General features: G+C 65.3%; 20 protein-coding genes. 14 read left to right on the top strand and 6 right to left on the bottom strand.

What is annotated here, in order from left to right:
- Window positions 1-5: 5 nt before the first annotated feature.
- The 3 genes from ACP7AX_RS08120 (at window position 6) to pdxS (ending at window position 2,276) form a co-directional block, all read left to right on the top strand.
- Window positions 6-593, top strand: coding sequence for an HIT domain-containing protein (locus ACP7AX_RS08120; RefSeq protein ID WP_131684029.1), 588 nt, complete (start codon window positions 6-8; stop codon window positions 591-593).
- Window positions 583-1,206: a phosphatidylinositol phosphate synthase gene (gene pgsA, locus ACP7AX_RS08115; protein ID WP_426226054.1), complete on the top strand. Its 624-nt coding sequence runs from the start codon at window positions 583-585 to the stop codon at window positions 1,204-1,206. The genes ACP7AX_RS08120 and pgsA overlap by 11 nt, the downstream gene beginning before the upstream one ends.
- Before the next feature lie 143 nt (window positions 1,207-1,349).
- Window positions 1,350-2,276 (top strand): pyridoxal 5'-phosphate synthase lyase subunit PdxS, encoded by a 927-nt coding sequence (pdxS, locus tag ACP7AX_RS08110; protein WP_131684031.1) that lies wholly within the window; start codon window positions 1,350-1,352, stop codon window positions 2,274-2,276.
- Window positions 2,277-2,352: 76 nt separating this feature from the next.
- Here the strand turns inward: pdxS and ACP7AX_RS08105 are convergent, their stop codons facing one another.
- Window positions 2,353-4,365, bottom strand: coding sequence for a M3 family metallopeptidase (locus ACP7AX_RS08105; RefSeq protein ID WP_426226053.1), 2,013 nt, complete (start codon window positions 4,363-4,365; stop codon window positions 2,353-2,355).
- A gap of 84 nt (window positions 4,366-4,449) precedes the next feature.
- Here ACP7AX_RS08105 and ACP7AX_RS08100 point away from each other — a divergent pair, with 84 nt between their 5' ends.
- A complete protein-coding gene (locus tag ACP7AX_RS08100) occupies window positions 4,450-5,721 on the top strand; it encodes a CapA family protein (RefSeq protein WP_426226052.1) in 1,272 nt (423 codons plus the stop codon).
- A 44-nt stretch (window positions 5,722-5,765) separates the two neighbouring features.
- Here the strand turns inward: ACP7AX_RS08100 and ACP7AX_RS08095 are convergent, their stop codons facing one another.
- Window positions 5,766-6,503: a type 1 glutamine amidotransferase gene (locus ACP7AX_RS08095; RefSeq protein WP_426226051.1), complete on the bottom strand. Its 738-nt coding sequence runs from the start codon at window positions 6,501-6,503 to the stop codon at window positions 5,766-5,768.
- On the bottom strand, window positions 6,500-7,792 hold the full coding sequence (locus ACP7AX_RS08090) for a MurT ligase domain-containing protein (RefSeq protein ID WP_426226050.1): 1,293 nt from the start codon (window positions 7,790-7,792) through the stop codon (window positions 6,500-6,502). Before ACP7AX_RS08090 ends, ACP7AX_RS08095 begins: the two co-directional genes overlap by 4 nt.
- Window positions 7,793-7,884: 92 nt before the next feature.
- Between ACP7AX_RS08090 and pdxT the strand changes: the two genes are divergently transcribed.
- The 9 genes from pdxT (at window position 7,885) to ACP7AX_RS08045 (ending at window position 17,828) form a co-directional block, all read left to right on the top strand.
- A complete protein-coding gene (gene pdxT, locus ACP7AX_RS08085) occupies window positions 7,885-8,595 on the top strand; it encodes a pyridoxal 5'-phosphate synthase glutaminase subunit PdxT (RefSeq protein WP_426226049.1) in 711 nt (236 codons plus the stop codon).
- Between the two features lie 3 nt (window positions 8,596-8,598).
- A complete protein-coding gene (locus tag ACP7AX_RS08080) occupies window positions 8,599-9,357 on the top strand; it encodes a YebC/PmpR family DNA-binding transcriptional regulator (protein WP_131684036.1) in 759 nt (252 codons plus the stop codon).
- A 35-nt stretch (window positions 9,358-9,392) separates the two neighbouring features.
- Window positions 9,393-9,971, top strand: a complete 579-nt coding sequence (ruvC, locus tag ACP7AX_RS08075; RefSeq protein WP_108597353.1) for a crossover junction endodeoxyribonuclease RuvC — start codon at window positions 9,393-9,395, stop codon at window positions 9,969-9,971.
- A gap of 79 nt (window positions 9,972-10,050) precedes the next feature.
- Window positions 10,051-10,695, top strand: coding sequence for a Holliday junction branch migration protein RuvA (gene ruvA / locus ACP7AX_RS08070; protein WP_426226048.1), 645 nt, complete (start codon window positions 10,051-10,053; stop codon window positions 10,693-10,695).
- Entirely contained in the window at window positions 10,688-11,776 is a 1,089-nt protein-coding gene (gene ruvB / locus ACP7AX_RS08065) for a Holliday junction branch migration DNA helicase RuvB (RefSeq protein WP_426226047.1), read from the top strand. Before ruvA ends, ruvB begins: the two co-directional genes overlap by 8 nt.
- Before the next feature lie 185 nt (window positions 11,777-11,961).
- Window positions 11,962-12,411, top strand: coding sequence for a preprotein translocase subunit YajC (yajC, locus tag ACP7AX_RS08060; protein WP_426226046.1), 450 nt, complete (start codon window positions 11,962-11,964; stop codon window positions 12,409-12,411).
- Window positions 12,412-12,521: 110 nt separating this feature from the next.
- The gene (gene secD / locus ACP7AX_RS08055; RefSeq protein ID WP_131684040.1) at window positions 12,522-14,279 is read left to right on the top strand and encodes a protein translocase subunit SecD; all 1,758 of its coding nucleotides are present in this window, start codon (window positions 12,522-12,524) and stop codon (window positions 14,277-14,279) included.
- The gene (secF, locus tag ACP7AX_RS08050) at window positions 14,279-15,301 is read left to right on the top strand and encodes a protein translocase subunit SecF (RefSeq protein ID WP_426226045.1); all 1,023 of its coding nucleotides are present in this window, start codon (window positions 14,279-14,281) and stop codon (window positions 15,299-15,301) included. The genes secD and secF overlap by 1 nt, the downstream gene beginning before the upstream one ends.
- A 133-nt stretch (window positions 15,302-15,434) precedes the next feature.
- Entirely contained in the window at window positions 15,435-17,828 is a 2,394-nt protein-coding gene (locus ACP7AX_RS08045) for a RelA/SpoT family protein (protein ID WP_426226044.1), read from the top strand.
- On the opposite strand, the gene ACP7AX_RS08040 is transcribed toward ACP7AX_RS08045, so the two are convergent.
- From ACP7AX_RS08040 to ACP7AX_RS08030, 3 genes are all read right to left on the bottom strand, one after another.
- Window positions 17,709-18,395: a type IV toxin-antitoxin system AbiEi family antitoxin gene (locus tag ACP7AX_RS08040; protein WP_426226043.1), complete on the bottom strand. Its 687-nt coding sequence runs from the start codon at window positions 18,393-18,395 to the stop codon at window positions 17,709-17,711. The genes ACP7AX_RS08045 and ACP7AX_RS08040 overlap by 120 nt on opposite strands.
- A gap of 95 nt (window positions 18,396-18,490) precedes the next feature.
- Window positions 18,491-20,224, bottom strand: coding sequence for a DUF349 domain-containing protein (locus ACP7AX_RS08035; RefSeq protein WP_426226042.1), 1,734 nt, complete (start codon window positions 20,222-20,224; stop codon window positions 18,491-18,493).
- A gap of 67 nt (window positions 20,225-20,291) precedes the next feature.
- Window positions 20,292-21,104 carry a peptidylprolyl isomerase gene (locus ACP7AX_RS08030; protein ID WP_131684043.1) on the bottom strand — a complete coding sequence of 271 codons (813 nt, stop codon included), beginning with the start codon at window positions 21,102-21,104 and terminating at the stop codon, window positions 20,292-20,294.
- Between the two features lie 235 nt (window positions 21,105-21,339).
- On the opposite strand from ACP7AX_RS08030, the gene hisS reads away from it, so the two are divergent.
- A complete protein-coding gene (gene hisS, locus ACP7AX_RS08025; RefSeq protein ID WP_131684044.1) occupies window positions 21,340-22,713 on the top strand; it encodes a histidine--tRNA ligase in 1,374 nt (457 codons plus the stop codon).

The following is a 22,713-nucleotide window of genomic DNA, read 5'->3' as shown; positions in this document are numbered from 1 at the left end:
ACACGGTGCAAGAGAACACAGGCGCTGGATATCCGGGCGATGCCGGCGTAACCGATGATTTTGATCTCGCGGGTGTGCCGGATGCATTCCAGCGCCTGTGGACTCCCCACCGGATGGCCTACATCAAGGGTGGCCAGCACCAGTTCAAAAACGAGAATGACTGCCCGTTCTGTGTAGGGCCCGGCCGCAGCGACGAAGAATCCCTGATCGTCCACCGGGGCAAAACCTGCTACGTGGTGCTCAACCTCTTTCCGTACAACCCCGGGCACCTCCTGGTCTGCCCGTACCGTCACGTCCCTGACTACACCGACCTGACGCTTGAGGAAACCGCGGAGTTCGCGGACATCACCCAGACGGCCATGCGCGTCCTGCGCAAAGTGGCCAACCCGGGCGGCTTCAACCTCGGTATGAACCAGGGCGTTGTGGGCGGGGCGGGGATCGCGGCCCATCTGCACCAGCACATCGTTCCGCGGTGGGGCGGCGACGGAAACTTCTTCCCCATCATCGCCCAGACCAAGGCCATCACGCAGACCCTGGACGAAGTCCGGCTGCAGGTTGCCGAGGCATGGCCCGGGGAGACGGATGCTGAATAAGCACGCGCGCGGGTTTTTTACCGCGCTGTTCTCTCCGCTTGCCCGCTGGCTCCTGAAAATCGGTGTTTCCCCTGACGCTGTAACTGTTGTGGGGACCGCCGGTGTGGTGGTTGGCGCGCTGGTTTTCTACCCTCTCGGCCAGCTTTGGTGGGGAACCCTGTTCATTACAGCGTTCATCTTTTCGGACGTACTGGACGGGATCATGGCCAGAATGCGGGACACCGGGGGGCGTTGGGGAAACTTCCTGGACTCCACCCTGGACAGGATCGCTGACGGTGCACTCTTCGCAGGCGTATCCATCTGGTTCTTCACCGGCGGTGCGGACTACGCCATCGCCGTCGCCGCCATGCTTTGCCTCGTCCTGGGCATGGTGGTTTCCTACGCCAGGGCCAAGGCCGAGTCCCTCGGGTTCACCGCCAACGTGGGCATCGCCGAGCGCGCCGAAAGGCTGGTTTCAGTCCTGGTGGTAACCGGGTTTACCGGCTTGGGGCTGCCTCCTGTGGTCCTGCTGGTGACGCTCGGACTGCTTGCGCTGGCGAGCCTTGTCACCGTGATCCAGCGCATCGTCTCTGTCCGCCGCCAGGCCCTGGCGGAGACCACCGCCACGGATTAGCACTGATTAAGCCCGCTGGCTGCGGTGGGACTAGTATTAGGACTGCCCGGTCACTGGATCCGGCAATCCGTGTGTGTGAATTTCGGCACCTCCGTGCCACTCCACGCCCGGCGAAGGTCATCTATCTACCCATAGGGGTTTTTGTGTCTACACCTGATGTAAGCAGCGAAGCCGGTTCGTCCGCGAACAGCGTCACGGGCAGCAACCGCGTCAAGCGCGGCATGGCTGAGATGCTCAAGGGCGGCGTCATCATGGACGTCGTCAACGTCGAACAGGCCCGCATCGCTGAAGATGCCGGTGCCGTGGCAGTCATGGCGCTGGAACGCGTTCCGGCCGATATCCGTGCCCAGGGCGGCGTGTCCCGCATGTCCGATCCGGACATGATCGACAAGATCATCGACGCCGTCTCCGTGCCGGTGATGGCCAAGGCCAGGATCGGCCACTTCGTCGAGGCGCAGATCCTGCAGTCCCTCGGCGTGGACTACATCGACGAGTCCGAGGTCCTGACCCCGGCCGATTACGTCAACCACATCGACAAGTGGAAATTCACCGTTCCCTTCGTCTGTGGCGCCACCAATCTCGGTGAGGCGCTGCGCCGCATCAATGAGGGCGCGGCCATGATCCGGTCCAAGGGCGAGGCCGGCACCGGCGACGTCTCCAACGCCACCGGGCACATGCGCAAGATCCGCGCTGAGATCCTCAAACTCGCGGCCCTGCCCGAAGACGAGCTCTATGTCGCGGCCAAGGAACTGCAGGCCCCGTACGAACTGGTCAAGGAAATCGCCTCCACCGGCAAGCTTCCCGTGGTGCTGTTCACCGCCGGCGGCATCGCCACCCCGGCTGACGCAGCAATGATGATGCAGCTCGGCGCCGACGGCGTGTTCGTCGGTTCCGGTATCTTCAAGTCCGGCAACCCGGCCCAGCGTGCCGCCGCCGTCGTGAAGGCCACCACGTTCTTCGATGACCCTGACGTCATCGCCAAGGCCTCCCGCGGCCTGGGCGAAGCCATGGTGGGCATCAACGTCGACGAGATCCCGCAGCCCCACCGCTTGGCTGAGCGCGGCTGGTAACAGCGCCAAAAGCAGTACGACGCCGGTCCCTCACCTTTCCTGGGTGGGGGACCGGCGTCGTTCGTTATCAGAGTTCTTAGTCGAGGCCGCGGCGCTTCAGCAGCGGCTCCAGCTTCGCGTCACGTCCCCGGAGGGCGCGGAAAGATTCCAGCGGGTCCCGGCTGTTCCCGCGGGCGAGCAGCTCCTGGCGGAAGCGCTGGCCGTTGGTGAGTGTCATGCCGCCCTGTTCGGTGAACCAGTCCACGGTTTCGGCGTCCAGCACCTCGCTCCAGATGTAGGAGTAGTACCCGGCTGCGTAGCCGTCCCCGGCGAAGATGTGCTGGAAATAGCCGGTGCGGTACCGGGGCGGGATGAGCGCATGCGCCACTCCGGCGGCTGCCAGCGCCTTCTCCTCGAAGGCGAGGGCATCGTCCGGAACGGCGGTGGCATCCAGTGTGTGCCAGGCCAGGTCCAGCAGTGCTGCCCCCAGATACTCGGTGGTTCCGAATCCCTCGCCCCAGAGCCGTGCGTCGTCCAGCCTGGCCACAGCGTCCTGTGGCAGCGGTTCACCGGTGACGTGGTGCCGCGCGTAGTTGGCCAGCACCTCCGGCCACAGGATCCACATCTCGTTGACCTGCGAAGGGTACTCCACGAAGTCCCGGGGGACTGCAGTCCCGGAGAACCGCGGGTACGTCACCTTCGAAAACAGCCCGTGGAGTGCGTGGCCGAACTCGTGGAAGGTGGTGCGCAGCTCGTCCAGTGTCAGCAGCGTTGGCTCGCCGGCGGGAGGCTTGGAGATATTGAGGTTGTTGATGACCACGGGCAGAGTGCCGAGCAGGTCCGATTGTTCCACCAGCGAGTTCATCCAGGCCCCGCCGCGCTTGGACTCCCGGGTGTAGTAGTCGCCCAGGAAAAGCCCCAGCCCGCTCCCGTCCTGGTCCCGGACCTCCCAGACACGGACATCGGGGTGGTAACCGGCGAGGTCCCCACGTTCGTGGAAGGTGATGCCGTAGAGGGAAGTGGCGGCGAAGAAGACGCCGTCCCGCAGGACACGGTCCAGCTCAAAATATGGCCGGAGAGCCTGCTCGTCCACAGCGTATTTCTCCCGCCGCACCTTGGCTGAGTAGAAGGCCCAGTCCCACGCTTCGAGAGGGTGGCCCGCGCTCTCGGCCAGGGCGGCAGCTTCGGCGTCGGCATTGCGGACAGCGGCCGGGGCCAACCTGCTAAGCATGGCCTGCACAGCCTCGAAATCGGGGGCGGTCTGGCGGTCCACCACCAGTTCCGCATAGTTGGCGAACCCCAGCAGCGCGGCCTTCTCCGCCCGCAGGCGGGCCATGGACCGTGCCAGATCCAAAACATCCAGGCTGCTGCCGCCGCTGCCCCGGCTGATGGAGGCCTCAAACAGCCGACGGCGGACGCCCCGGTTTTCGAGGGCAGCCATGGCGGGCTGGTTGCTCGGCTGGATCAGCGTCAGCAGGTATTTGCCGCCGTGGCCGGCCGCCCGGGCGGCCTCTGCGGCACTGGCGACATCATCCGCCGGCAGTCCCGTCAGCTCCTCTGCACTGTCCAGAAGCAGTGCCGCCGACTTCATGCCCTCCTTGACCCGCTGGCCGAACTCCGTGCCGAGCCTGGAGAGCTCCGCATTGATTTCCTTCAGGTGTTCCTGGCCCGCAGGATCGAGCTGGATCCCGGACTGGCGGAATTCCTTCAGGTACTCCTCCACCAGCCGGACGGACTCAGGATCAAGGCCGGAGGTATCAATCGCCGAAAAACGCTCGAACAGGGCGCGGTTGAGGAAAATATCGTCCTGGTGGGCGGCGAACCTCGGCGAGAGTTCGGTTTCCAGATCACGGATCTCATCGGTCGCATCGGCCGAAACCAGGGTGAAGAACGACGCCGCGGCCCGCTGGAGCAGTTGGCCTGCCTGCTCCATGGCCACAGCAGTGTTTTCGAAGCCGGCGGGCGCCGGGCTGGCTACAATGGCCTCGATTTCAGCCAGATGTTCCATCAGGCCCGCGTCAACGGCCTCGGCGTAATCGGAAGGGCTGACCTGGGCAAATGGCGGCAGCCCGTAGGGCAGCGGGCTGGGGCTAAGGAGCGGATTCGTCATCAGGCAAACCTTTCACACCGGCGCAGGCTTCTCAACGCGTGGAGATCCGCCCCGGGCACGGCCACCGAACCTACAATGTCGCGTATGGGGAACATAAGTGGCGGTGCCGCCCGTCGGATGCGGGCTGCGCTGCCGGCACTGACTGCCGCTGCCATGCTCGCTGCGGCACTCGCCGGCTGCGGCCTCGTGGCCGAACAGAACGGGAGCATGCCTTCCGGAGCAGCGGCCAGGGAGTCCGCCGAGGGGCGGCCCGGCCATACACCGACGGCAGTGCCCACACCAACGCCCACCCCGACGCCGGGAGCGGGTCCGGCCTGCCCCACACTGCGCTGCACCACGGTGCTGGTCACCGGCGACATGCTGGTCCACACCCAGCTCTGGCAGCAGGCCCACGATGACGCCGCTGCGGCAGGGAAGGCCGGGATGGACTTTGGGCCGCTGCTGGAAGGCCAGCGCCGGTACATCGAGCGCAGCGATCTTGCCATCTGCCACCAGGAGACGCCAGTGGCGGTGCCGGAGGGGCCTTTCTCCGCCTACCCGTCCTTCAACGTTCCACCGCAGATCATTAAGGCGGCCAAGGCAGTCGGATACCAGGCCTGCACCACCGCCAGCAACCACACGATCGACCGCAGCACAGACGGTGTCCTGCGCACCCTTGATGCCCTCGACGCGGCCGGCCTCAAGCACACCGGTTCCTACCGGACAGAACTGGAGTCGCAGGGCATCCTGATCCTGCAGACGGAGGCGGCCAGGATAGCCGTCATCAGCGGAACGTACGGCCTGAACGGACTCTTGCCGGAGTACGGCTGGCAGGTGGACCTGCTGGACGCGCCCACCATGATTGCCAAGGCGGCGAAGGCAAGGGCACTGGGCGCTGACATCGTCCTGGCGGCCATGCACGCGGGGGATGAGTACGTCAGCGAAGCCAACGTCCAGCAGCAGGAGGTGGCCCACGCCCTGGTGGACAGCGGCCAGTTCACCATGGTCTACGGCCACCACACCCACTCCGTGCTGCCGATCGAAAACTACAACGGCACCTGGATCGTTTACGGGCTGGGCAACGGGGTCACCGAGCTGTCGCCGTGGTACGTGGTCAACAACGAAGGACTGCTGGTACGGGCACAGTTCAGCCTGGACGCCGCCGGGAAGTGGTCGGCGTCGGATTTGGCGTGGGCACCCTCGGTGATCGTCCGCGATCCGTACCGCTGGTGTTCGGTGGCAGCCGATGCTCCGCAGGGTGTTTGCGCCACCCCCGAGGCTGACGCGGCAACACGTTTGCGGACCGCCACCGTGGTGGAATCCATGGGGGCCGCGGCGGCCGGAGCGCATGAGCTCCTGATCACCAGGGAACCCTGAGCGGCCGGGAACCCTGAGCAGCGGCTTCAGCGGCTTCAGCGGCTTCAGCGCGGGCGGCGGGCGGCGTGTTCGCGGGCCAGGAGGGCGAAGTGATCGTCCGGCGTGCCGGGGTCAAAGCTTCCGAACTTTCGCTCCACTGCAGTCCGGATGAGGAAGTCGGCGATGGCAGGGTTCTTGGGCAGCAATGATCCGTGCAGGTAGCTGGCCACCACATTCTTGTAGCGCGCCCCTTCATTGCCGTCCTTGCTGTTGTTGCCGGTTCCCTTGGCCACTGTTCCCAGCGGACGGACGCCGCCCCCGAGCGTCGTCTGGCCGCTGTGGTTCTCGTAGCCCAGCACTTCGCCGAATTCCGGCGTCGAAACCTTGACGTTGCCGATCAGGCGTTCGTCCGTGCCGTGGGTCTCGACGTCAAGGATGCCGATGCCCGGAATGACCGTCCCGAGACGTGTCTTGAAGAAGCGGCCGAACAGTTGGTAGAGGCCGCAGATCACCAGCATGGGCGCGCCGTCCTCAGCAAGCTCCGTCAGGGTGCCGGCACGGAGCTGAAGATCCTCCTGGATGATCAGCTGGCCGCTGTCCTGGCCGCCGCCGCCGACGACGATGTCAACGTCCGCCGGGAAGTCGTCGCCCGGGTTGTACTCCAGGAGCTCCGGCGTGTAGCCGTGCCACTGGACGCGCCGCTTCAGCACCAGGGCATTACCCCAGTCGCCGTAGATGTTCATGTCCCGCGGATAGAGCTGCAGGATCCGGATGGTGCCCTTGCTGTTGGATTCCCCGGTCATGAGACCACCTCGACTGTGGTGATTTTGGACAGCTCGCGGCGGATGGCCAGCATGGCTGTGTACGTGCAGAAAACCCGCTTAGGCTTGCCCTTGGCCTCGCGGATAAAGGCCGCCAGGGCGGGGGCGATCTCCGGGTCGACGGCGCCGATCGCCACATTGTCGTACTGCAGCCGCAGGGCCATGTCGTACGCCCGGGATCCCGTGAGCTGGTCCACGCCGCTGCTGCGGAGCGAATCAAATTCCACATCCCACAGCCAGGACATGTCCCGGCCGTCGGCGTAGTTGTCATTGATGGCGATCATGGTGGCGTAGCCGCCGGCGGAAAAGGACTTGAGGCCCAGCCGGAAGCCGCTGGGGTTCTTGACCAGCACCAGGTCCAGGGGCTGGCCGTCCACCACCAGGCTTTCGCCCCGGCCGAAGGCGGGTTCAACCTGCGAGAGTGCCGTGAGCAGGGTGCCGTGATCGGCAGTCGCGGCACCGGAACCGCAGATGCTGCGGGCGAGGGCAAGCGCGGCGGCGGCGTTGAAAATGTTGTAGACCCCGCGGAGCTTCATCGCCGTGGTGACCGTGACGCCGTCGTACTCAAAATCAGCGGTGTCCGGTCCCACCTTGCGGAGTACGACGTCGGCGTGCGGCTTTTCCGGGAGGGCTGCGGGAACGGGACTTCCGGGCGCTGCCCGCATATCGTCGTCGTTGGGGAACGTGCTCAACAGGGAATCATCGAGCCCGAAGTACTGGACCTGCTGCCCGGTCAGGGTCTCCGCAATACGTGCCACCCGCGGGTCTTCCCGGTTCAGCACCACCGTGCCGGTGGTTTTGTCCGCAACGTGCTGGAGGAGCTGGGCCGTCTTGTCGATCTCGCCGAAACGGTCCAGCTGGTCCCGCAGGACGTTCAGCAGGAGGCAGTAACGGGGCGGGACACGGTTCACGAAGTGCACGGCATGGGCCTCGTCGAGCTCCAGGACGGCCACGTCGGCATGCAGGCGGCCGCGCCAGTCCACCTCGCCCAGCAGTGCCGCGGCCACGCCTCGGGTGAAATTGCTGCCCGTGCGGTTGGTGAAGACCTTCAGTCCCTGGCTCTCCAGGAGCTCAACCACCATCTTGGTGGTGGTTGTTTTTCCGTTGGTGCCGCTGACCACGGCAACACCGTGGGGGAGGGTGGAGAGCGTCCGCTGCATAAAGCCGGGATCGATTTTTTCGACCACCAGACCGGGCAGGGCGGACCCGCCACCCCTGAGCCGGGACACCCGGCGGACCAGCTTGCCGAGCGGAACACTGATGTAAAGCATGCTCTGTAATATATCCCAGCAACGGCATGGAACCCTGCCGGGGACGGCTGTCCGGGGCCAGGCCGGGGCCGTCCGGCCATTATGCTGAATGGATGACAAACCCCCTCTCCGCCGCGTCCGCACGCGTGGGCGCAGGCCTGCGGATCGGCGTCCTGGCGCTCCAGGGCGACTTCCGCGAGCACCTGCGGGCCGTGGAAGCAGCCGGTGCCGCCGGCGTCGGAATCCGCAGGCCCGCGGAACTGGCTGGCCTCGACGGACTGATCATTCCGGGCGGCGAGTCCACTGCCATCGACAAGCTGGCCCGCGCCTTCGACCTTGCCGGACCGCTGACCGAGAGCATCCGCGGTGGCCTGCCCACCTACGGCTCCTGCGCCGGGATGATCCTCCTCGCCGATCAGATCGCCGATCCGGCCACGGACCTCTCTGGCAAACCGCAGCAGACCTTCGGCGGCCTGGACATCACGGTGCGGCGCAACGCGTTCGGGCGGCAACGGGAATCCTTCGAGACGGACCTCGACTTCAAGGGCCTCGACTTCAGCGCCACCGCTTCCGGCGTGGCTCCCGTCCACGCCGTGTTCATCCGTGGCCCGTGGGTGGAACGGGTGGGCCCCGGCGTCGAGATCCTGGCCCAGGTGGAACCGGCGGATCCGGTTCACGCGTCCCACGCGGCGAGCCTGCCGGGGACGGCTAGAATTGTTGCATTGCGTTCGGGCCACCTGCTGGCCACCTCCTTCCACCCGGAAGTGACTGGGGAGAAACGCGTACATGAACTTTTTATCCGCATGATCAGAGGAGAAGCGTAAAGCATGTCAGGCCACTCCAAATGGGCAACGACTAAGCACAAGAAGGCCATCCTCGATAGCCGCCGCGCCAAGTCGTTCGCCAAGCTGATCAAGAACATCGAAGTCGCTGCGCGCATGGGCGGCCCGGACCTCCAGGGCAATCCCGGCCTGGAACTTGCCGTCACCAAGGCCAAGAAGACCTCCGTCCCGGCCGACAACATCGACCGCGCCATCAAGCGCGGTGCCGGCCTGACCGGTGAAGTGGTGGACTACACCGAGATCATGTACGAATGCCGTGGGCCGCAGGGCTCCGCGCTGCTGATCGAGTGCCTGACGGACAACAAGAACCGTGCGGCCTCCGAAGTCCGGCTGGCCATCTCCCGCAACGGCGGAACCATCGCCGATCCCGGTTCCGTGAGCTATTTGTTCAGCCGCAAGGGTGTGGTGTCCCTGCCCAAGAAGGACCTGACCGAGGACGATGTCCTGATGGCAGTCCTGGATGCCGGTGCCGAAGAAGTCAAGGACAACGGCGACACCTTCGAAATCCACTCGGAGCCCACCGACCTCCAGGCCGTCCGCGATGCACTCAAGGAAGCCGGGATCGAGTACGACACCGACGAAGCCGAATTCGTTCCGTCGATGCAGGTCCCGCTGGACCTCGAAGCCGCCAAGAAGTTCATGAAGCTCGTGGACGCACTCGAAGAGCTCGACGACGTCCAGAACGTCTACAGCAACGCCGACCTCAGCGACGAAGTCCAGGCCGCCCTGGAAGAAGCCGAATGACCTTCCGCTTTGCGGCTTAGGGCGGTTGAGCGCCGGTGACGCTGCGCGTACTCGGGGTTGACCCGGGACTCACCCGTTGCGGCATCGGAGTGGTCGACGTCGAACGGAACCGGCGGGCCACGATGGTGGCGTTCGGCGTGGTGGGGACTTCGCCGGAGGACTCCCTGGACCAGCGGCTGCTGGTGATAGCCCTGGCCATCGACGAGTGGCTGGACCGCCACGAGCCCCATGTCCTCGCCGTCGAGCGTGTCTTCTCGCAACTGAATGTCAGCACTGTCATGGGCGTGGCGCAGGCCTCCGGCGTGGTGATCGCGGCGGCTGCCCGGCGCGGAATCCCGGTGGCGCTGCACACGCCGTCGGAAGTTAAGGCTGCTGTCACCGGCAGCGGCACCTCAAACAAGGACGCAGTGACCAAGCTGGTCACCAAGATCCTCCGGCTCGATGCCCCGCCGCGGCCTGCAGACGCTGCGGATGCCCTGGCGCTGGCCATTACCCACGCCTGGCGCGCGGGCAGCGGGGCGTCCGTTGCCACCACGGGTCCCGGCAGCCTCTCGCTGACGCCTGCCCAGCGGGCGTGGGCCGACGCCGAAGCCAAAGCGCGCCGCTCGCGGTGAATGCGGCGGCCCTTGCTAGGGTATTCGTAGATATGTTCGGATAGTCGGCTGTGCCGGCAGTTTACACAGGAGCCCGGCCTTGATCAGTTTCCTTCGCGGAACCGTAGCCCACGTAGGTCTTTCCACCGCCGTCATCGACCTCAACGGCGCAGGCATGAGCGTCAACGCCACGCCTGCGACCCTGAGCAAACTCCGCACCGGCGAGGAGGGCAAACTCTTCACTTCACTGATCGTCCGGGAGGATTCCCTCACTCTGTTTGGCTTCGCCTCCGACGACGAACGTGAAGTCTTCGATGTCCTGCTCAGCGTGAGCGGGGTTGGTCCCCGCCTCGCCCTCGCGGTGCTGGCGGTCCACGAGCCGGAGGCCATCAGGGTTGCCGCGCACACCGGCGACAGCAAGACATTCACCAAGGTTCCGGGTATCGGACCGAAGGTTGGCGCCAGGATCGTGCTGGAACTTGCCGGCAAGCTGGTGCCGCACGGCACCGCTGGTGCTGCCACCGCGGCCACACCGGCCGAGGCAGCCTGGAAGCCCCAGGTGGTTGCTGCCATGACCAGCCTGGGCTGGTCCGAAAAGGATGCAACAGCCAGCATCGACAAAGCACTGGCGGATGATCCTGAGGTTTCCTTCCGCGGCAACGTAGCGGAGATCCTGCGGACAACCCTCCGGTGGCTGGGTCAGGACGGCGCGCGGGCAGGGAACCGGGTAGGCAGCCGTGGCTGAGCCGTCCGTGGTTGCGGCGGTGGAGGAACCCGAAGACCGGGCCATTGAAGCCGCCCTCCGGCCCAAGAACCTCGATGATTTTGTAGGCCAGCACCGTGTCCGGAAGCAGCTTTCGCTGGTCCTGCAGGCGTCGCGGATGCGCGGCCGCAGCGCCGACCACGTGCTTTTCTCGGGCCCGCCGGGCCTCGGCAAAACCACCTTGGCCATGATTGTGGCGTCCGAGATGAACGCGCCCCTGCGGATCAGCAGCGGCCCCGCCATCCAACACGCCGGTGACCTCGCCGCCATCCTGTCCTCATTGTCGGAGGGCGAGGTTCTTTTCCTCGACGAGATCCACCGCATGTCACGCCCTGCCGAAGAAATGCTCTACATGGCCATGGAAGACTTCCGGGTGGACATCGTGGTGGGCAAGGGCGCCGGCGCCACCGCCATTCCGCTGGATCTTCCGCCTTTCACGCTGGTGGGTGCCACCACCCGTGCCGGGCTGCTGCCCGGGCCGTTGCGGGACAGGTTCGGGTTCACGGGGCATTTGGAGTTCTACAGCGTGGCCGAGCTTGAGCTCGTTCTCCGCCGGTCCGCCGGGCTGCTGGATCTCAAAGTGAACTCCGCGGGCTTCAGCGAAATCGCCGGCCGTTCGCGTGGTACGCCCCGAATTGCCAACCGGCTCCTCCGCCGTGTCCGTGACTGGGCCCTGGTGCACGGCATCGAGCAAATTGACGCCCGCACCGCTTCCGCGGCGCTGGACATGTATGAAGTGGACAAGCGCGGCCTGGACCGGCTGGACCGGGCGGTCCTGGAAGCGCTGATCACCAAGTTCGGCGGGGGGCCAGTGGGCCTGTCAACCCTGGCCATTGCGGTGGGGGAGGAGACCGAAACCGTGGAGACGGTGGCCGAACCGTTCCTGGTACGCGAGGGCCTCCTGGGCAGGACGCCGCGGGGCCGCATCGCGATGGCTCCCGCGTGGACGCATTTGGGCTATGCCGTCCCGGCCGGGGTTTTTTCGCAGGAGCCGCTTGATCTGTTCGAAGCCGAACCAAACAGCAGCGGGCCTGCCGACGAATGGGCACCGGACAGCCAATAGGCCCGTCCTTTCAGCTTTTCCCTTTAGACTGGGTATGACACCCGGCACGTTCGGGTCTTTGTTCCCGCCGGCGGCTCTGACCAGCCGATGCCTGCCAGGCACGATTTTCTTTCAACGTGGAACAAAGCGGACGCAGCCAAACACCCGATACGCCAGTACAGAACGGAATCTTCCCTGTGGATCCAATGAACATCGTCTTGTTCGCAATGCTCGGAATCTTTATCTTCATGATGTTCCGCCGGAACAAGAAGACCAAAGAGCAGCAGGCGCAGCTTCAGTCCCAGTTCGCCCCGGGCGTTGAGGTCATGACCACCTTCGGGCTGTTCGGCCGCATCGTCTCCATGGATGACGCCGAGAACAAGGTAGTCCTGGAGCTTTCCCCCGGAAACCTGGCCACGGTCCACCGCCAGGCCGTCACCAAGATCGTGGAGCCTGCCGTCGTTGCCGAGGACGAGCCCACGGTTGTTCCGGACGATGCTTCCTCGCTGACGGTTGGTGATGCCGGATCTTCTTCGGCTACGGCCACTCCCGCGGCCACAGCTGCTCCGACCGCCACGGCCAGCACCGCTCCCACGGCCGAGACGCCGGACGAAACCCTTAAGCGCCTCAACGACGAGGGCAAAAAGGACAGCTAGTCCGCGCCGTACGGCACGCGCTACCGATACCTTTACGGCTTGGGGATTGCCGCCGGGGGAGCATCAGCTCCCTGCGGTGGTTCTTCCGTAAATAAGAGAAAGATCTTTCAATGGCACGAACTGGCCCTAAGAAACCAGGCCTGCGGGTCCTGGTGTGGCTCGGCGTAATCCTCGCCGTCCTGACCGCCGTCCTGGCCGGCGGCACCGTTGCCGGACAGGCAAGCTGGGCACCCAAGCTGGCACTGGACCTTGAAGGCGGCACCCAGATGATCCTGGCGCCCAAGGTCGAGGGCGGTTCGGACATCAACGAAGAGCAGCTCAACCAGGCCGTGGCCATCATCCGTCAGCGCGTGGACGGCTCCGGTGTTGCGGAGGCGGAAATCAGCACGCAGTCCGGCCGCAACGTTGTGGTCAGCCTTCCCGGTACGCCCTCCACCGCCACCCGGGCCCTGATCCAGGCCTCAGCCGATATGAACTTCCGCCCGGTCATCCTGAACGGTGCCGGCGCAGCCGTGCCCGCAGAGTCCCTCACTCCTGAGGACCAGCTGCCGAAGCCCGCCGCGGAACCAGCCAACAGCAGCGACACCAACTGGATCACGCCCGAGCTCTACCGCCAGTTCGAAACCCTCGACTGTGACAACCCATCCCAGGACAAGCAGGAACGCTCCGACCCCGCCAAGCCGCTGGTCACCTGCGAGCCTGCCACTGCCACCACGCCGGCGCTGAAGTACATCCTGGGTCCCGTTGAGGTCAAGGGCAGCAACATTGTCACGTCCTCCTTCCAGCTGCAGCAGGGCTCCCAGGGCGCCGTCACGAACCAGTGGGCCGTCAACATCCAGTTTGACGACGAAGGTACCGCCAAGTTCAAGGACGTCACCCAGCGCCTGAACGAGTTCTACGTGGCCGCAGGCGGCGAGGCCGGCAACGATCCCAAGGCCCAGTTCGCCATTGTCCTGGACGATCAGGTCATCTCCGCACCGCGGTCACAGGCAGTCATCACCGACGGCCGGCCCCAGATCACCGGTAACTTCACCGAGCAGACGGCCAAGGCGCTGTCCGACCAACTGCGGTTCGGTGCGCTCCCCATCAGCTTCGAGATCCAGAGCGAGCAGCAGATTTCGGCCACCCTGGGTGGCGAACAGCTGCGCATGGGTCTCCTGGCAGGTGTCATCGGCCTGTTGCTCGTGGTGGTGTATTCGCTCTTCCAATACCGCGCCTTGGGCCTGGTCACCATCGCCTCGCTGGTGGTGGCAGGTGCCCTGACGTATCTCGCCATCGCCATCCTCGGGTGGACGGAAAACTACCGGCTCTCACTCGCCGGCGTCGCAGGCATCATCGTGGCTATCGGCCAGACCGCGGACTCGTTCATCGTCTACTTCGAACGTATCCGCGATGAACTGCGGGAGGGCCGGGGCCTGGTCTCCGCCGTCGAAAACGGCTGGAAGCGCGCCAAGCGCACGGTGCTGGCCTCCAAGGCCGTGAACCTGCTGGCCGCCCTGGTGCTCTACTTCGTCGCCGTAGGCAACGTCCGTGGCTTCGCCTTCACCCTGGGCCTGACCGCCATCGCCGACCTCATCGTCGTCTTTATGTTCACCCACCCGACGCTGCAGCTGCTGGCGCGGACCAAGTTCTTCGGCGAAGGCCATCCCTTCTCCGGCCTTGACCCCAAGCGCCTCGGCGTGGTCCCGCTTTACCGCGGGGCAGGGCGCCTCCGGACGCCGGAGGCCAAGCCCGCCGTGGTTCGGACCAAGAACACCGGCGCAGCGGCTGAGGCCGAACGCCGGATGACCATCGCCGAGCGCCGCCTCGCCGAAAAGCAGGAGCAGCTCACCGGCTCCTCCAAGGGCGCAGCCAAGGAGAACAAGTAATGTCCAGCAGCTTCGCCAATTTCGGCAACGAGCTCTACACCGGCAAGCGCTCCTACAACTTTGTGGGAGCCAAGAAAATCTGGTTCATCATCGCGGCGGTGGCGGTGGCTTTGTCCATCCTCATCCCTGTGGCCAAAGGTGGGTTCAACCTCGGCATCGAATTCCGCGGCGGTTCCGAGTTCACGGTGTCCAACGTCAAGACCACCGATGCCAACGCCGGGGAGAAGGCGGTCCAGGACGTAGTGCCTGGCGCCATTCCCCGCGTGGCGAACGTGGCCGGCAGCACCATGCGGATCCAGACCGACAAGCTCACCGAAGATGAGACTCTCAAGATCAAGGCGGGCCTGACCTCCGCCTACGGCGTTACGGACAACGAGGTGACCTCCACGTTCGTTGGACCGACCTGGGGCGCTGACGTCACCAAGCAGGCATTGATCGGCCTGGTGGTTTTCGTCCTCCTCGCTGCCGTCCTCATGGCGCTCTACTTCCGGACCTGGAAGATGTCGCTTTCGGCCATTGCAGGCATGGCCGTGACCATGTTCATAACCGCCGGCGTGTATGCGCTCAGCGATTTTGAGGTCACTCCGTCGGCGATTATCGGCTTCCTGACCGTGCTCAGCTATTCGCTGTACGACACCGTCGTGGTGTTCGACAAGATCCGCGAAAACACGGTGGATCTGTCAGCCTCCACGCGGCGCACCTTCGCCGAGGAAGTGAACCTCGCCGTGAACCAGACGCTGGTCCGCTCCATCAACACCATGATGGTTGCCATCCTCCCGGTGGGTGCCATCCTGTTCATCGGTGCCGGCCTCCTGGGCGCCGGAACGCTCCGGGACCTCTCCCTTGCACTGTTTGTGGGAATCCTGATCGGAACGGCTGCCACGATCTTTGTGGCGGCGCCGATGTATGCGTGGCTGCGGCAGAACGAACCTGAACTCGTGAAGCACGCAAAACGGGTCGAGCACCGGCGCGCCGAGGGCACTGCCCGCACGGACGCTTCGCCAGCCCCCGCAGGGGCCTGACCCCGCAATTAAAGGGCCGGCCGGCGTCGGAATACCGACGCCGGCCGGCCTTTCCGCTTTTAAGGCGCCGGTTAGAGAAGTGAACTGACGGGGAATAGACTGAGGTAATTAAACAGGTGTGAGGGGTGCTTCATTGGAAGAGCGTTCGGCGTCGGTGCCAGCGGCAGGCGGGGATGAGAATCCAGGCCACGGGCCACAGACCGGGCTTGCTGCCTCCGCACGCCCCGGGCCCGTGGTCCCGGTGGACAACTCCGGCGCACGCCCCACGTTCCCCGGCCGGCGCGAACGCACCCGCTCGCGCCTCGCCCGGCTGACGGGGTTCACGGCCGCCAGCTACTCACCCATTCTTGAACCCCTGCTCCGCACTGTCCGGGCCAACAATCCCAAGGAAGACTTCGACCTCATCCAGCGCGCCTTCGAGGTGGCCGAGCGCTGCCACCGCGGGCAAAAGCGCAAGAGCGGGGATCCGTACATCACCCACCCCGTGGCCGTCGCCACCATCCTTGCCGAACTGGGCCTCAGCGGCACCACCCTTGCCGCCGCCCTGCTCCACGACACCGTCGAGGACACCTCCTACACCCTTGCGGACCTGAAGCGGGACTTCGGTCCTGAGGTGGCCATGCTGGTGGACGGTGTGACCAAACTGGACAAAGTCAGCTTCGGCGAAGCCGCGCAGTCCGAGACGGTCCGCAAGATGGTGGTGGCCATGGCCAAGGACATCCGTGTCCTCATGATCAAGCTCGCGGACCGGCTCCACAACGCACGGACCTGGCGGTTCGTTTCCGCGGAGTCGTCGGCCAGGAAGGCCCGCGAAACCCTCGAGATCTTTGCACCCCTGGCCCACCGGCTGGGTATGAACACCATCAAGTGGGAGCTGGAGGACCTGTCCTTCGCAGCCCTCTACCCGAAGGTCTACGAGGAAATCGTGCGGATGGTGGGGGACCGCACCCCGGAGCGGGAAAAAAGCCTCAGCGTCATCCGGGACCAGATCACCGAAGATTTGCGTGCCGCCAAGATCAAAGCCACCATCACCGGCAGGCCCAAGCACTACTACTCGATCTACCAGAAGATGGTGGTCCGGGACAAAGACTTCGACGACATCAATGACCTCATGGGCGTAAGGGTCCTGGTGGACTCCGTCCGCGACTGTTACGCGGCCCTGGGCACCATGCATTCGCGGTGGAACCCGCTGCCGGGGCGGTTCAAGGACTACATCGCCATGCCGAAGTTCAATATGTACCAGTCACTGCACACCACGGTGATCGGCCCGGGCGGCAAACCGGTGGAAATCCAGATCAGGACCCACGAAATGCACCGCCGCGCCGAGTACGGTGTGGCCGCGCACTGGAAGTACAAAGACCAGCCCAACCGCACGGCAGTTGGCCCCGGCAGTCCGCGCGACGGCGACATGGGCTGGCTCAGGTCCCTGGTGGACTGGCAGCAGGAAACCTCCGATCCCGGTGAGTTCCTCGATTCGCTGCGGTTCGAGATCAACGCCCGCGAAGTCTTTGTGTTTACACCCAAGGGCGAAGTCATGGCCCTGCCGGCCGGATCAACGCCGGTGGACTTCGCCTACGCCGTCCACACGGAGGTGGGGCACCGGACCATCGGGGCCCGGGTCAACGGCAAGCTGGTTCCGCTCAACAGCGAGCTCAACCACGGCGACTGGGTGGAGATCTTCACATCCAAGGCCGAAGGCGCCGGCCCCAGCCAGGACTGGCAGCACTTCGTCAAGAGCGCCCGCGCGCGGAACAAGATCCGGCAGTGGTTCAGCAAGGAACGGCGCGAGGAAGCAATTGACCGGGGCAAGGAACTGCTGACCCGCGCCATGCGGAAGCAGAACCTGCCCCTGCAGCGGCTCATGACCCACGAGGCCCTGGCCGCGGTGGCTGCCGACTTCAAGTACGTGGACATCTCCGGGCTCTACGCCGGGGTGGGTGACGGGCATACGTCGGCCCAATCCGTCATGGAGAAGCTGGTCGAAAGCCTCGGCGGCAGCGAAAGCACCGACGAAGACGTCAGCGAAGTCAGCATCCCCACCCATGTGGCGAAGACCAAGTTCTCCGATTCCGGTGTGGTGGTGCGCGGCGTTGGCGACGTCTGGGTGAAGCTGGCCCGCTGCTGTACGCCTGTGCCGCCGGACCCGATCCTGGGGTTCGTCACGCGCGGCTCCGGCGTGTCCGTGCACCGGACCGACTGCACCAACATCTCAGACCTGAAGGACCAGCCGGACAGGATTGTGGACGTCGACTGGGCACCCACCCAGTCCAGTGTCTTCCTGGTGGAGATCCAGGTGGAGGCCTTGGACCGGAAGTCCCTGTTGTCCGACGTCACGAGGGTGCTGTCCGAGAACCACGTGAACATCCTGGCCGCCAGCGTGAACACCTCCAGCGACCGGGTGGCCATCTCAAGGTTCGCCTTTGAGATGGGGGACCCCAAGTACCTCAGTCACGTCCTCAGTGCAGTCCGGCGGATCGATGGCGTCTTCGACGTCTACCGGACCACGGGCAACAAGCGCCGGAGCTAGCAGGGCCAGCTTTTCCAGGGCGGCTTTCTTGTGGGGGACCCTGGGGGTGGCTTCGATCGCCAGGACCAGCAGGCGGAGGCGGACGTCCTTTTCCGGCCGCGCCAGCAGTCCCGTCAGGGCCGGGAGGGCGCGGTGCGCCTCCACGTGCAGGGCAATGTCCAGAGCAGTGCGGAGCGGGCTGGAGACCATGAGTCCGCCCATGCTGACGACGTCAAAAGGGCCGAGCCTGACCTCGTGGAGAGTGCAGCCCCGGGTGTTCCGAAGGCCTGAAATCCGCCGTTTCGCATCCACCAGCAGCGCCAGTTTGTCCGGTTCCGCCGCGCAGCCGTAGATCCAGGCCGCCGTCATCCGCCCGGCCACCACCCGTTGCCGTACCGCCGCGGGAACGGCATTCGCTGCTGCCCGGGCGCGCAGTTGGGGTGAAGCCGGTGCTTCGGGCAGCGTGAAGCCGTGCTGGTGGAACTGGGTCAGGATACCGTCCGCCGCCAGCGATTGAAGCTCCGGCCAAGCGAACGGACGCCCCGGTGAGTACAGCTCGGGGTATTGCGGCGGTGACGGTGTGGCCATCCGTCCATCCTGCCGCGCCTGCCCGTTAACCGCACAGGCCCGGCGCCGGTTATGTGGATAACCGGAGCCGGGCCTGGACCGCGTGGCGGCTGGTGCTAGGACAGTTCGCTGGCGGACCGCTGGATCTGGTCGAGCCAGGCCTGCCGTGCCTCGAGGGCTTCCTTGGCGGACTTGATCTTCCGCTGATCGCCCAGCTTTTCAGCCTTGGCCAGATCGTCCTGCAGGCCCGCGATAGCGGCCTCCAGCTGGGAGAGGGCGCTGTTGGTGCGCGCCTTCGTCTCGGGGTTGGAGCGCTGCCAGTTTTCCTCTTCTGCGTGGCGGACGGCGTCCTCCACCTTGCGGAGTCCGGCTTCGATCCGTCCCATGTCGGCACGGGGGACCTTGCCGGCTTCTTCCCAACGGTCACGGACGGACTGGAGTGCCTTCTTGGCGGCGGCCAGATCCCTGACGGGCAGGATGGCGCTGGCTTCGACCAGGAGGGCTTCCTTCACCGTGAGGTTGGCCGCATATTCCTGGTCGATCTCTTCGTTGGCTGCCTGCCGGTTCGTGAAGAAGACATCCTGGGCGGCACGGAAACGCGCCCACAGGGCGTCGTCGTCCTTGCGGCTGGCCCGGGGTGAGGCCTTCCACTCATCCATCAGGCGGCGGTACTCACCTGCTGCGAAACCCCAGTCCGTGGAGGAGGACAGTGCCTCCGCCTCTGAGATGAGCTTCTCCTTGGCCGTCTTGGCGGCCGAGTTGGTGCTGTCCAGCTGGGAGAAGTACGCCCGGCGGTGGCGGTCAAAGACAGTGCGGGCGGCACGGAACCGCTTCCACAACGCGTCCTCGTTGCTGCGGCCCAGCCGGACGCCGCTCTTCTGGGCGGTCTTCCAGCTTTCAAACAGCTCGTTCATCCGGGCGCTGGAGGTCTTCCACTGGATCTGCGCGGGATCCTGGCCGGAGATCTCCTCGGCCTCTGCCACGATTGACTCCCGGGCGGCGAGCTCGGCGGCGCGGACGGCGTCGTGCTCTGCCTTCTCGGACTTTTCGAGCTCCGAAATCTGCCCGGAAAGGGCATCCAGGCGGGCTTCGGCGGCGCGGAGGTCTCCCACCATGTTCCGCTCGGCCAGCTGCTCACGCAGGTGGGTGACCGTTTTCTGCATGTCCGTGCTCGGCGCCTTGGAACTGACGCGCTGCTCAAGGAGCACGATCTGGGCGACGATGTCGTCATACTTCCGTGCGAAATATCCCAGGGCTTCGTCATTGCTGACGTCGGGGTACTGGCCTACCGGGTGCTCTTCGCCGTCGAGGGTCAGAAAGACGTGACCATCGCCTTCGACGCGGCCCCAGCGGGCAGCTTCGGCCAGCGACGTGGCGGATGCGACCGGCGCAGGTGCGGCGGCGGGAGCTGCCGCTGCCGGCTTGGGCCGGGCCGCGAACGCCGCCGGTGACGGTGCGGGACGCGGTGCAGGGGCAGGAACGGCTGCAGGCGCGGGCGAAGGAACAGCCGGAGCTGCAGCCTCCTCCGCAGGGCTTTCCGCCGCCGGAGCACTGATGGCCCCGGGCTCTTCAACCTGGGCGGGGGCCTCCACGCTGCCCTGGGCCTCCGCGCGGTCCAGGGCTGTGGCCTCTTCAACAACTGCAGGCGTGGCCTGGTCGTGATCGGCACTGGCCTCGTCAACCGGGGCCGGTGTGGCCGTGCCTGCTTCAGCTACGGGTTCCTGGACTGCGCGCTCTTGTTCCACAGTTTCTTCAACCGTGGCCGGGTCAGCTGCTGCCTGGTCAACAACGGGGGCCGTTGCTTCGGTCAGGTCTGCTGCTGTTTCGTCGGATTTCTGACTGTCTGTCACCGCTAAAAGTCTTTCGCTTGGAGGGAAATACTCACGTACTGCACCGCAGCCATCAAGGCCGGGCTTCCTACTTCAGAGAAAACGAGTCTATCGTGACGGGCTGCGCAGGTGCGCCGTCCGTCGCGTTGGAACCCGGGGCAATGCCGGCGGAAGCAATGTTGGTCACCGCCTCCAGTCCGGAGGTCACCTTGCCCACCACCGTATAGCCACCGGCGGAGTCCGCCGGAATCACAGTGTCTTTATAGACAACGAAGAACTGCTTGCCGTTCCCGTAGGCGTTGTCCTGTGAGCGGGCGATGGCGATGGTCCCGGCCGGATAGGTGTTGTCAGCCGGCGTGTTCTCCAAGGGGCCCCAGGTGTAGCCGGGATCGGCGGCCGCGGTGGCCCCGCCGCACTGCAGGAGGCTGAAGGTCTCGCCGGTGGTCAGGCGGTGGCAGGCACTCCCGTTGTAGGAACCCTCGTCCGCCAGTGTTTTGAGAACCGCGGCGGCCTGCGGTGCCTTGGTGCCGTCGATCTCCAGGCCCAGCGCGTTTCCGTTGAGGGTCATTTCGCCGGTGAACACCTTGCCGGCAGCTGTGTCCGCCGCTGGAATGTTGGGTCCGTTCGTGGCCTGAGCGGACGGCGTCGCGGACGGAGCGGGGGACGCGGACGGGCTCGTCAGTCCGGCTTCCATCGCCGCGAATTCATCCTCGGTGGGGTTCCCTGCGAAGGCAGTGAGTTGAAGTACGACGGCGAGCACCACAGCGGCGGTCCCGGCACCGGCGGCGATGAGGTTGTCCCGCTTGCGCCGGGACTCCTGGTCACGCCGCAACTCGCGCTTCGCCTCCATCTGCTGGATGCGCCGTTTGGCTTCGCGGGCACCGCGTGAACTCGCCGCCAAGGATCCTCCTGTGTGTCGGGCCGTGCCTGGCCGGTTGAAGAACCGGGACACGGTTGCTGTGGGGCAGCCTTCGGGGCGCCGTCCGCCGCATTAGAGATGCAGGCGGATGGCGCATAAACTGACTGCCGCACATAAGTTTATGCATGACTGACTGGACTGCAGCCGTTCCTGGCCCGTTTCGGGGGGATTTGGCGGGCAAGTAGCGGTCACCCTGAGTAAGAGGAGAATTTCCACCATGGCACGCACAGCCTCCTTGTCCGGATTCCCCGAGTGGCTTCCCGAGGAGCGGCTGGTGGAGCTGCATGTGCTGGATACGCTCCGCAAGGTATTCGAACTTCACGGGTTCGGTTCCATTGAGACCCGGGCCGTGGAGACGGTGGGACAGCTGCTGCGCAAGGGCGAGATCGATAAGGAAGTGTACGGACTCAGCCGCCTTCAGGAGGATGAGGAGCCGGTGAAGGGCGGCAAAGCCGATCCGCACGCCCTCGCGCTCCACTTCGACCTGACGGTGCCCTTTGCGCGTTACGTGGTGGAAAACGCCGGATACCTTGCCTTCCCGTTCCGGCGGTACCAGATCCAGAAGGTCTGGCGTGGAGAACGCCCGCAGGAAGGACGCGCCCGGGAATTCACGCAGGCGGACATCGACGTTGTTGGCGATGGAGAACTGCCCTTCCGCTATGACGTGGAAATTGCCCTGGTTATCGCAGAAGCGCTCAGCGCCCTTCCCATCCCGGACTTCCGCCTCCGCATCAATAACCGGAAACTGGCCGAGGGTTTCTACCGCGGAATCGGCCTGGACGACACCGCCGGCGTGCTGCGCAGCATCGACAAGCTGGAAAAGATCGGCCCTGCCAAGGTCGCTGAGCTGCTGAAATCAGAACTCGGCGCGTCGGATGACCAAGCGCAGCTGGCTTTGAAACTGGCAGCCATCCGCACCGAAGACACCTCCTTTGTGGCCGAGGTCCGGGCACTGGGCGTCAGTAACGACCTGCTCGAGGAAGGCCTCAACGAACTCGAACAGGTCATCGATGCGGCAGTGCAGCGCGCACCCGGCAAGGTGATTGCCGATCTCAGCATTGCCCGCGGCCTGGACTATTACACCGGCACCGTGGTGGAGACCGTCCTGGTTGGCCATGAGCAGCTCGGTTCCATCTGCTCGGGTGGCCGGTATGACGCCCTGGCTTCGAAGGGCAACCGCAAGTTCCCCGGCGTCGGCCTGTCCATCGGCGTCACCCGGCTGGTCTCACGGATCCTCAGCCAGGACCTCGCCAAGGCTTCCCGCGCCGTCCCCACCGTGGTGCTCGTGGCGCTCACCAATGACGACAGCTGGGGTGCCGCGCAGGATGTTGCTGCCCAGCTTCGCAGCCGCGGCATTGCCACCGAGGTTGCGGCGAAGGCCGAGAAGTTCGGCAAGCAGATCAAGTTCGCTGACCGCCGCGGCATTCCGTTTGTCTGGTTCACGGACGACGACGGCAACCACCAGGTCAAGGACATCCGGTCCGGCGAGCAAGTGGTTGCCTTTCCGGAAATCTGGGCACCGCCGTCGGAAGATCTCACCGTTCAGGTCACCACCGTTGAGAAGGCAACGGCAGCAGCCCAGCCGGCCTGA

Origin of the sequence: Pseudarthrobacter sp. DSP2-3-2b1, assembly GCF_049895945.1 — a bacterium.
Taxonomy (GTDB): domain Bacteria; phylum Actinomycetota; class Actinomycetes; order Actinomycetales; family Micrococcaceae; genus Arthrobacter.
This window is presented reverse-complemented; position numbering and strand designations above follow the sequence as displayed.

What these genes read in the sequence shown, in the direction of transcription:
- secF (WP_426226045.1), top strand. Translation starts at nt 14,279, where the DNA reads ATGTCCAGCAGCTTCGCCAATTTCGGCAACGAGCTCTACACCGGCAAG.
- pdxT (WP_426226049.1), top strand. Translation starts at nt 7,885, where the DNA reads ATGACAAACCCCCTCTCCGCCGCGTCCGCACGCGTGGGCGCAGGCCTG.
- ACP7AX_RS08095 (WP_426226051.1), bottom strand. Translation starts at nt 6,503, where the DNA reads ATGACCGGGGAATCCAACAGCAAGGGCACCATCCGGATCCTGCAGCTC.
- secD (WP_131684040.1), top strand. Translation starts at nt 12,522, where the DNA reads ATGGCACGAACTGGCCCTAAGAAACCAGGCCTGCGGGTCCTGGTGTGG.
- pgsA (WP_426226054.1), top strand. Translation starts at nt 583, where the DNA reads ATGCTGAATAAGCACGCGCGCGGGTTTTTTACCGCGCTGTTCTCTCCG.
- ACP7AX_RS08080 (WP_131684036.1), top strand. Translation starts at nt 8,599, where the DNA reads ATGTCAGGCCACTCCAAATGGGCAACGACTAAGCACAAGAAGGCCATC.
- ACP7AX_RS08105 (WP_426226053.1), bottom strand. Translation starts at nt 4,365, where the DNA reads ATGACGAATCCGCTCCTTAGCCCCAGCCCGCTGCCCTACGGGCTGCCG.
- ACP7AX_RS08040 (WP_426226043.1), bottom strand. Translation starts at nt 18,395, where the DNA reads ATGGCCACACCGTCACCGCCGCAATACCCCGAGCTGTACTCACCGGGG.
- ACP7AX_RS08090 (WP_426226050.1), bottom strand. Translation starts at nt 7,792, where the DNA reads ATGCTTTACATCAGTGTTCCGCTCGGCAAGCTGGTCCGCCGGGTGTCC.
- hisS (WP_131684044.1), top strand. Translation starts at nt 21,340, where the DNA reads ATGGCACGCACAGCCTCCTTGTCCGGATTCCCCGAGTGGCTTCCCGAG.
- ACP7AX_RS08100 (WP_426226052.1), top strand. Translation starts at nt 4,450, where the DNA reads ATGGGGAACATAAGTGGCGGTGCCGCCCGTCGGATGCGGGCTGCGCTG.
- yajC (WP_426226046.1), top strand. Translation starts at nt 11,962, where the DNA reads ATGAACATCGTCTTGTTCGCAATGCTCGGAATCTTTATCTTCATGATG.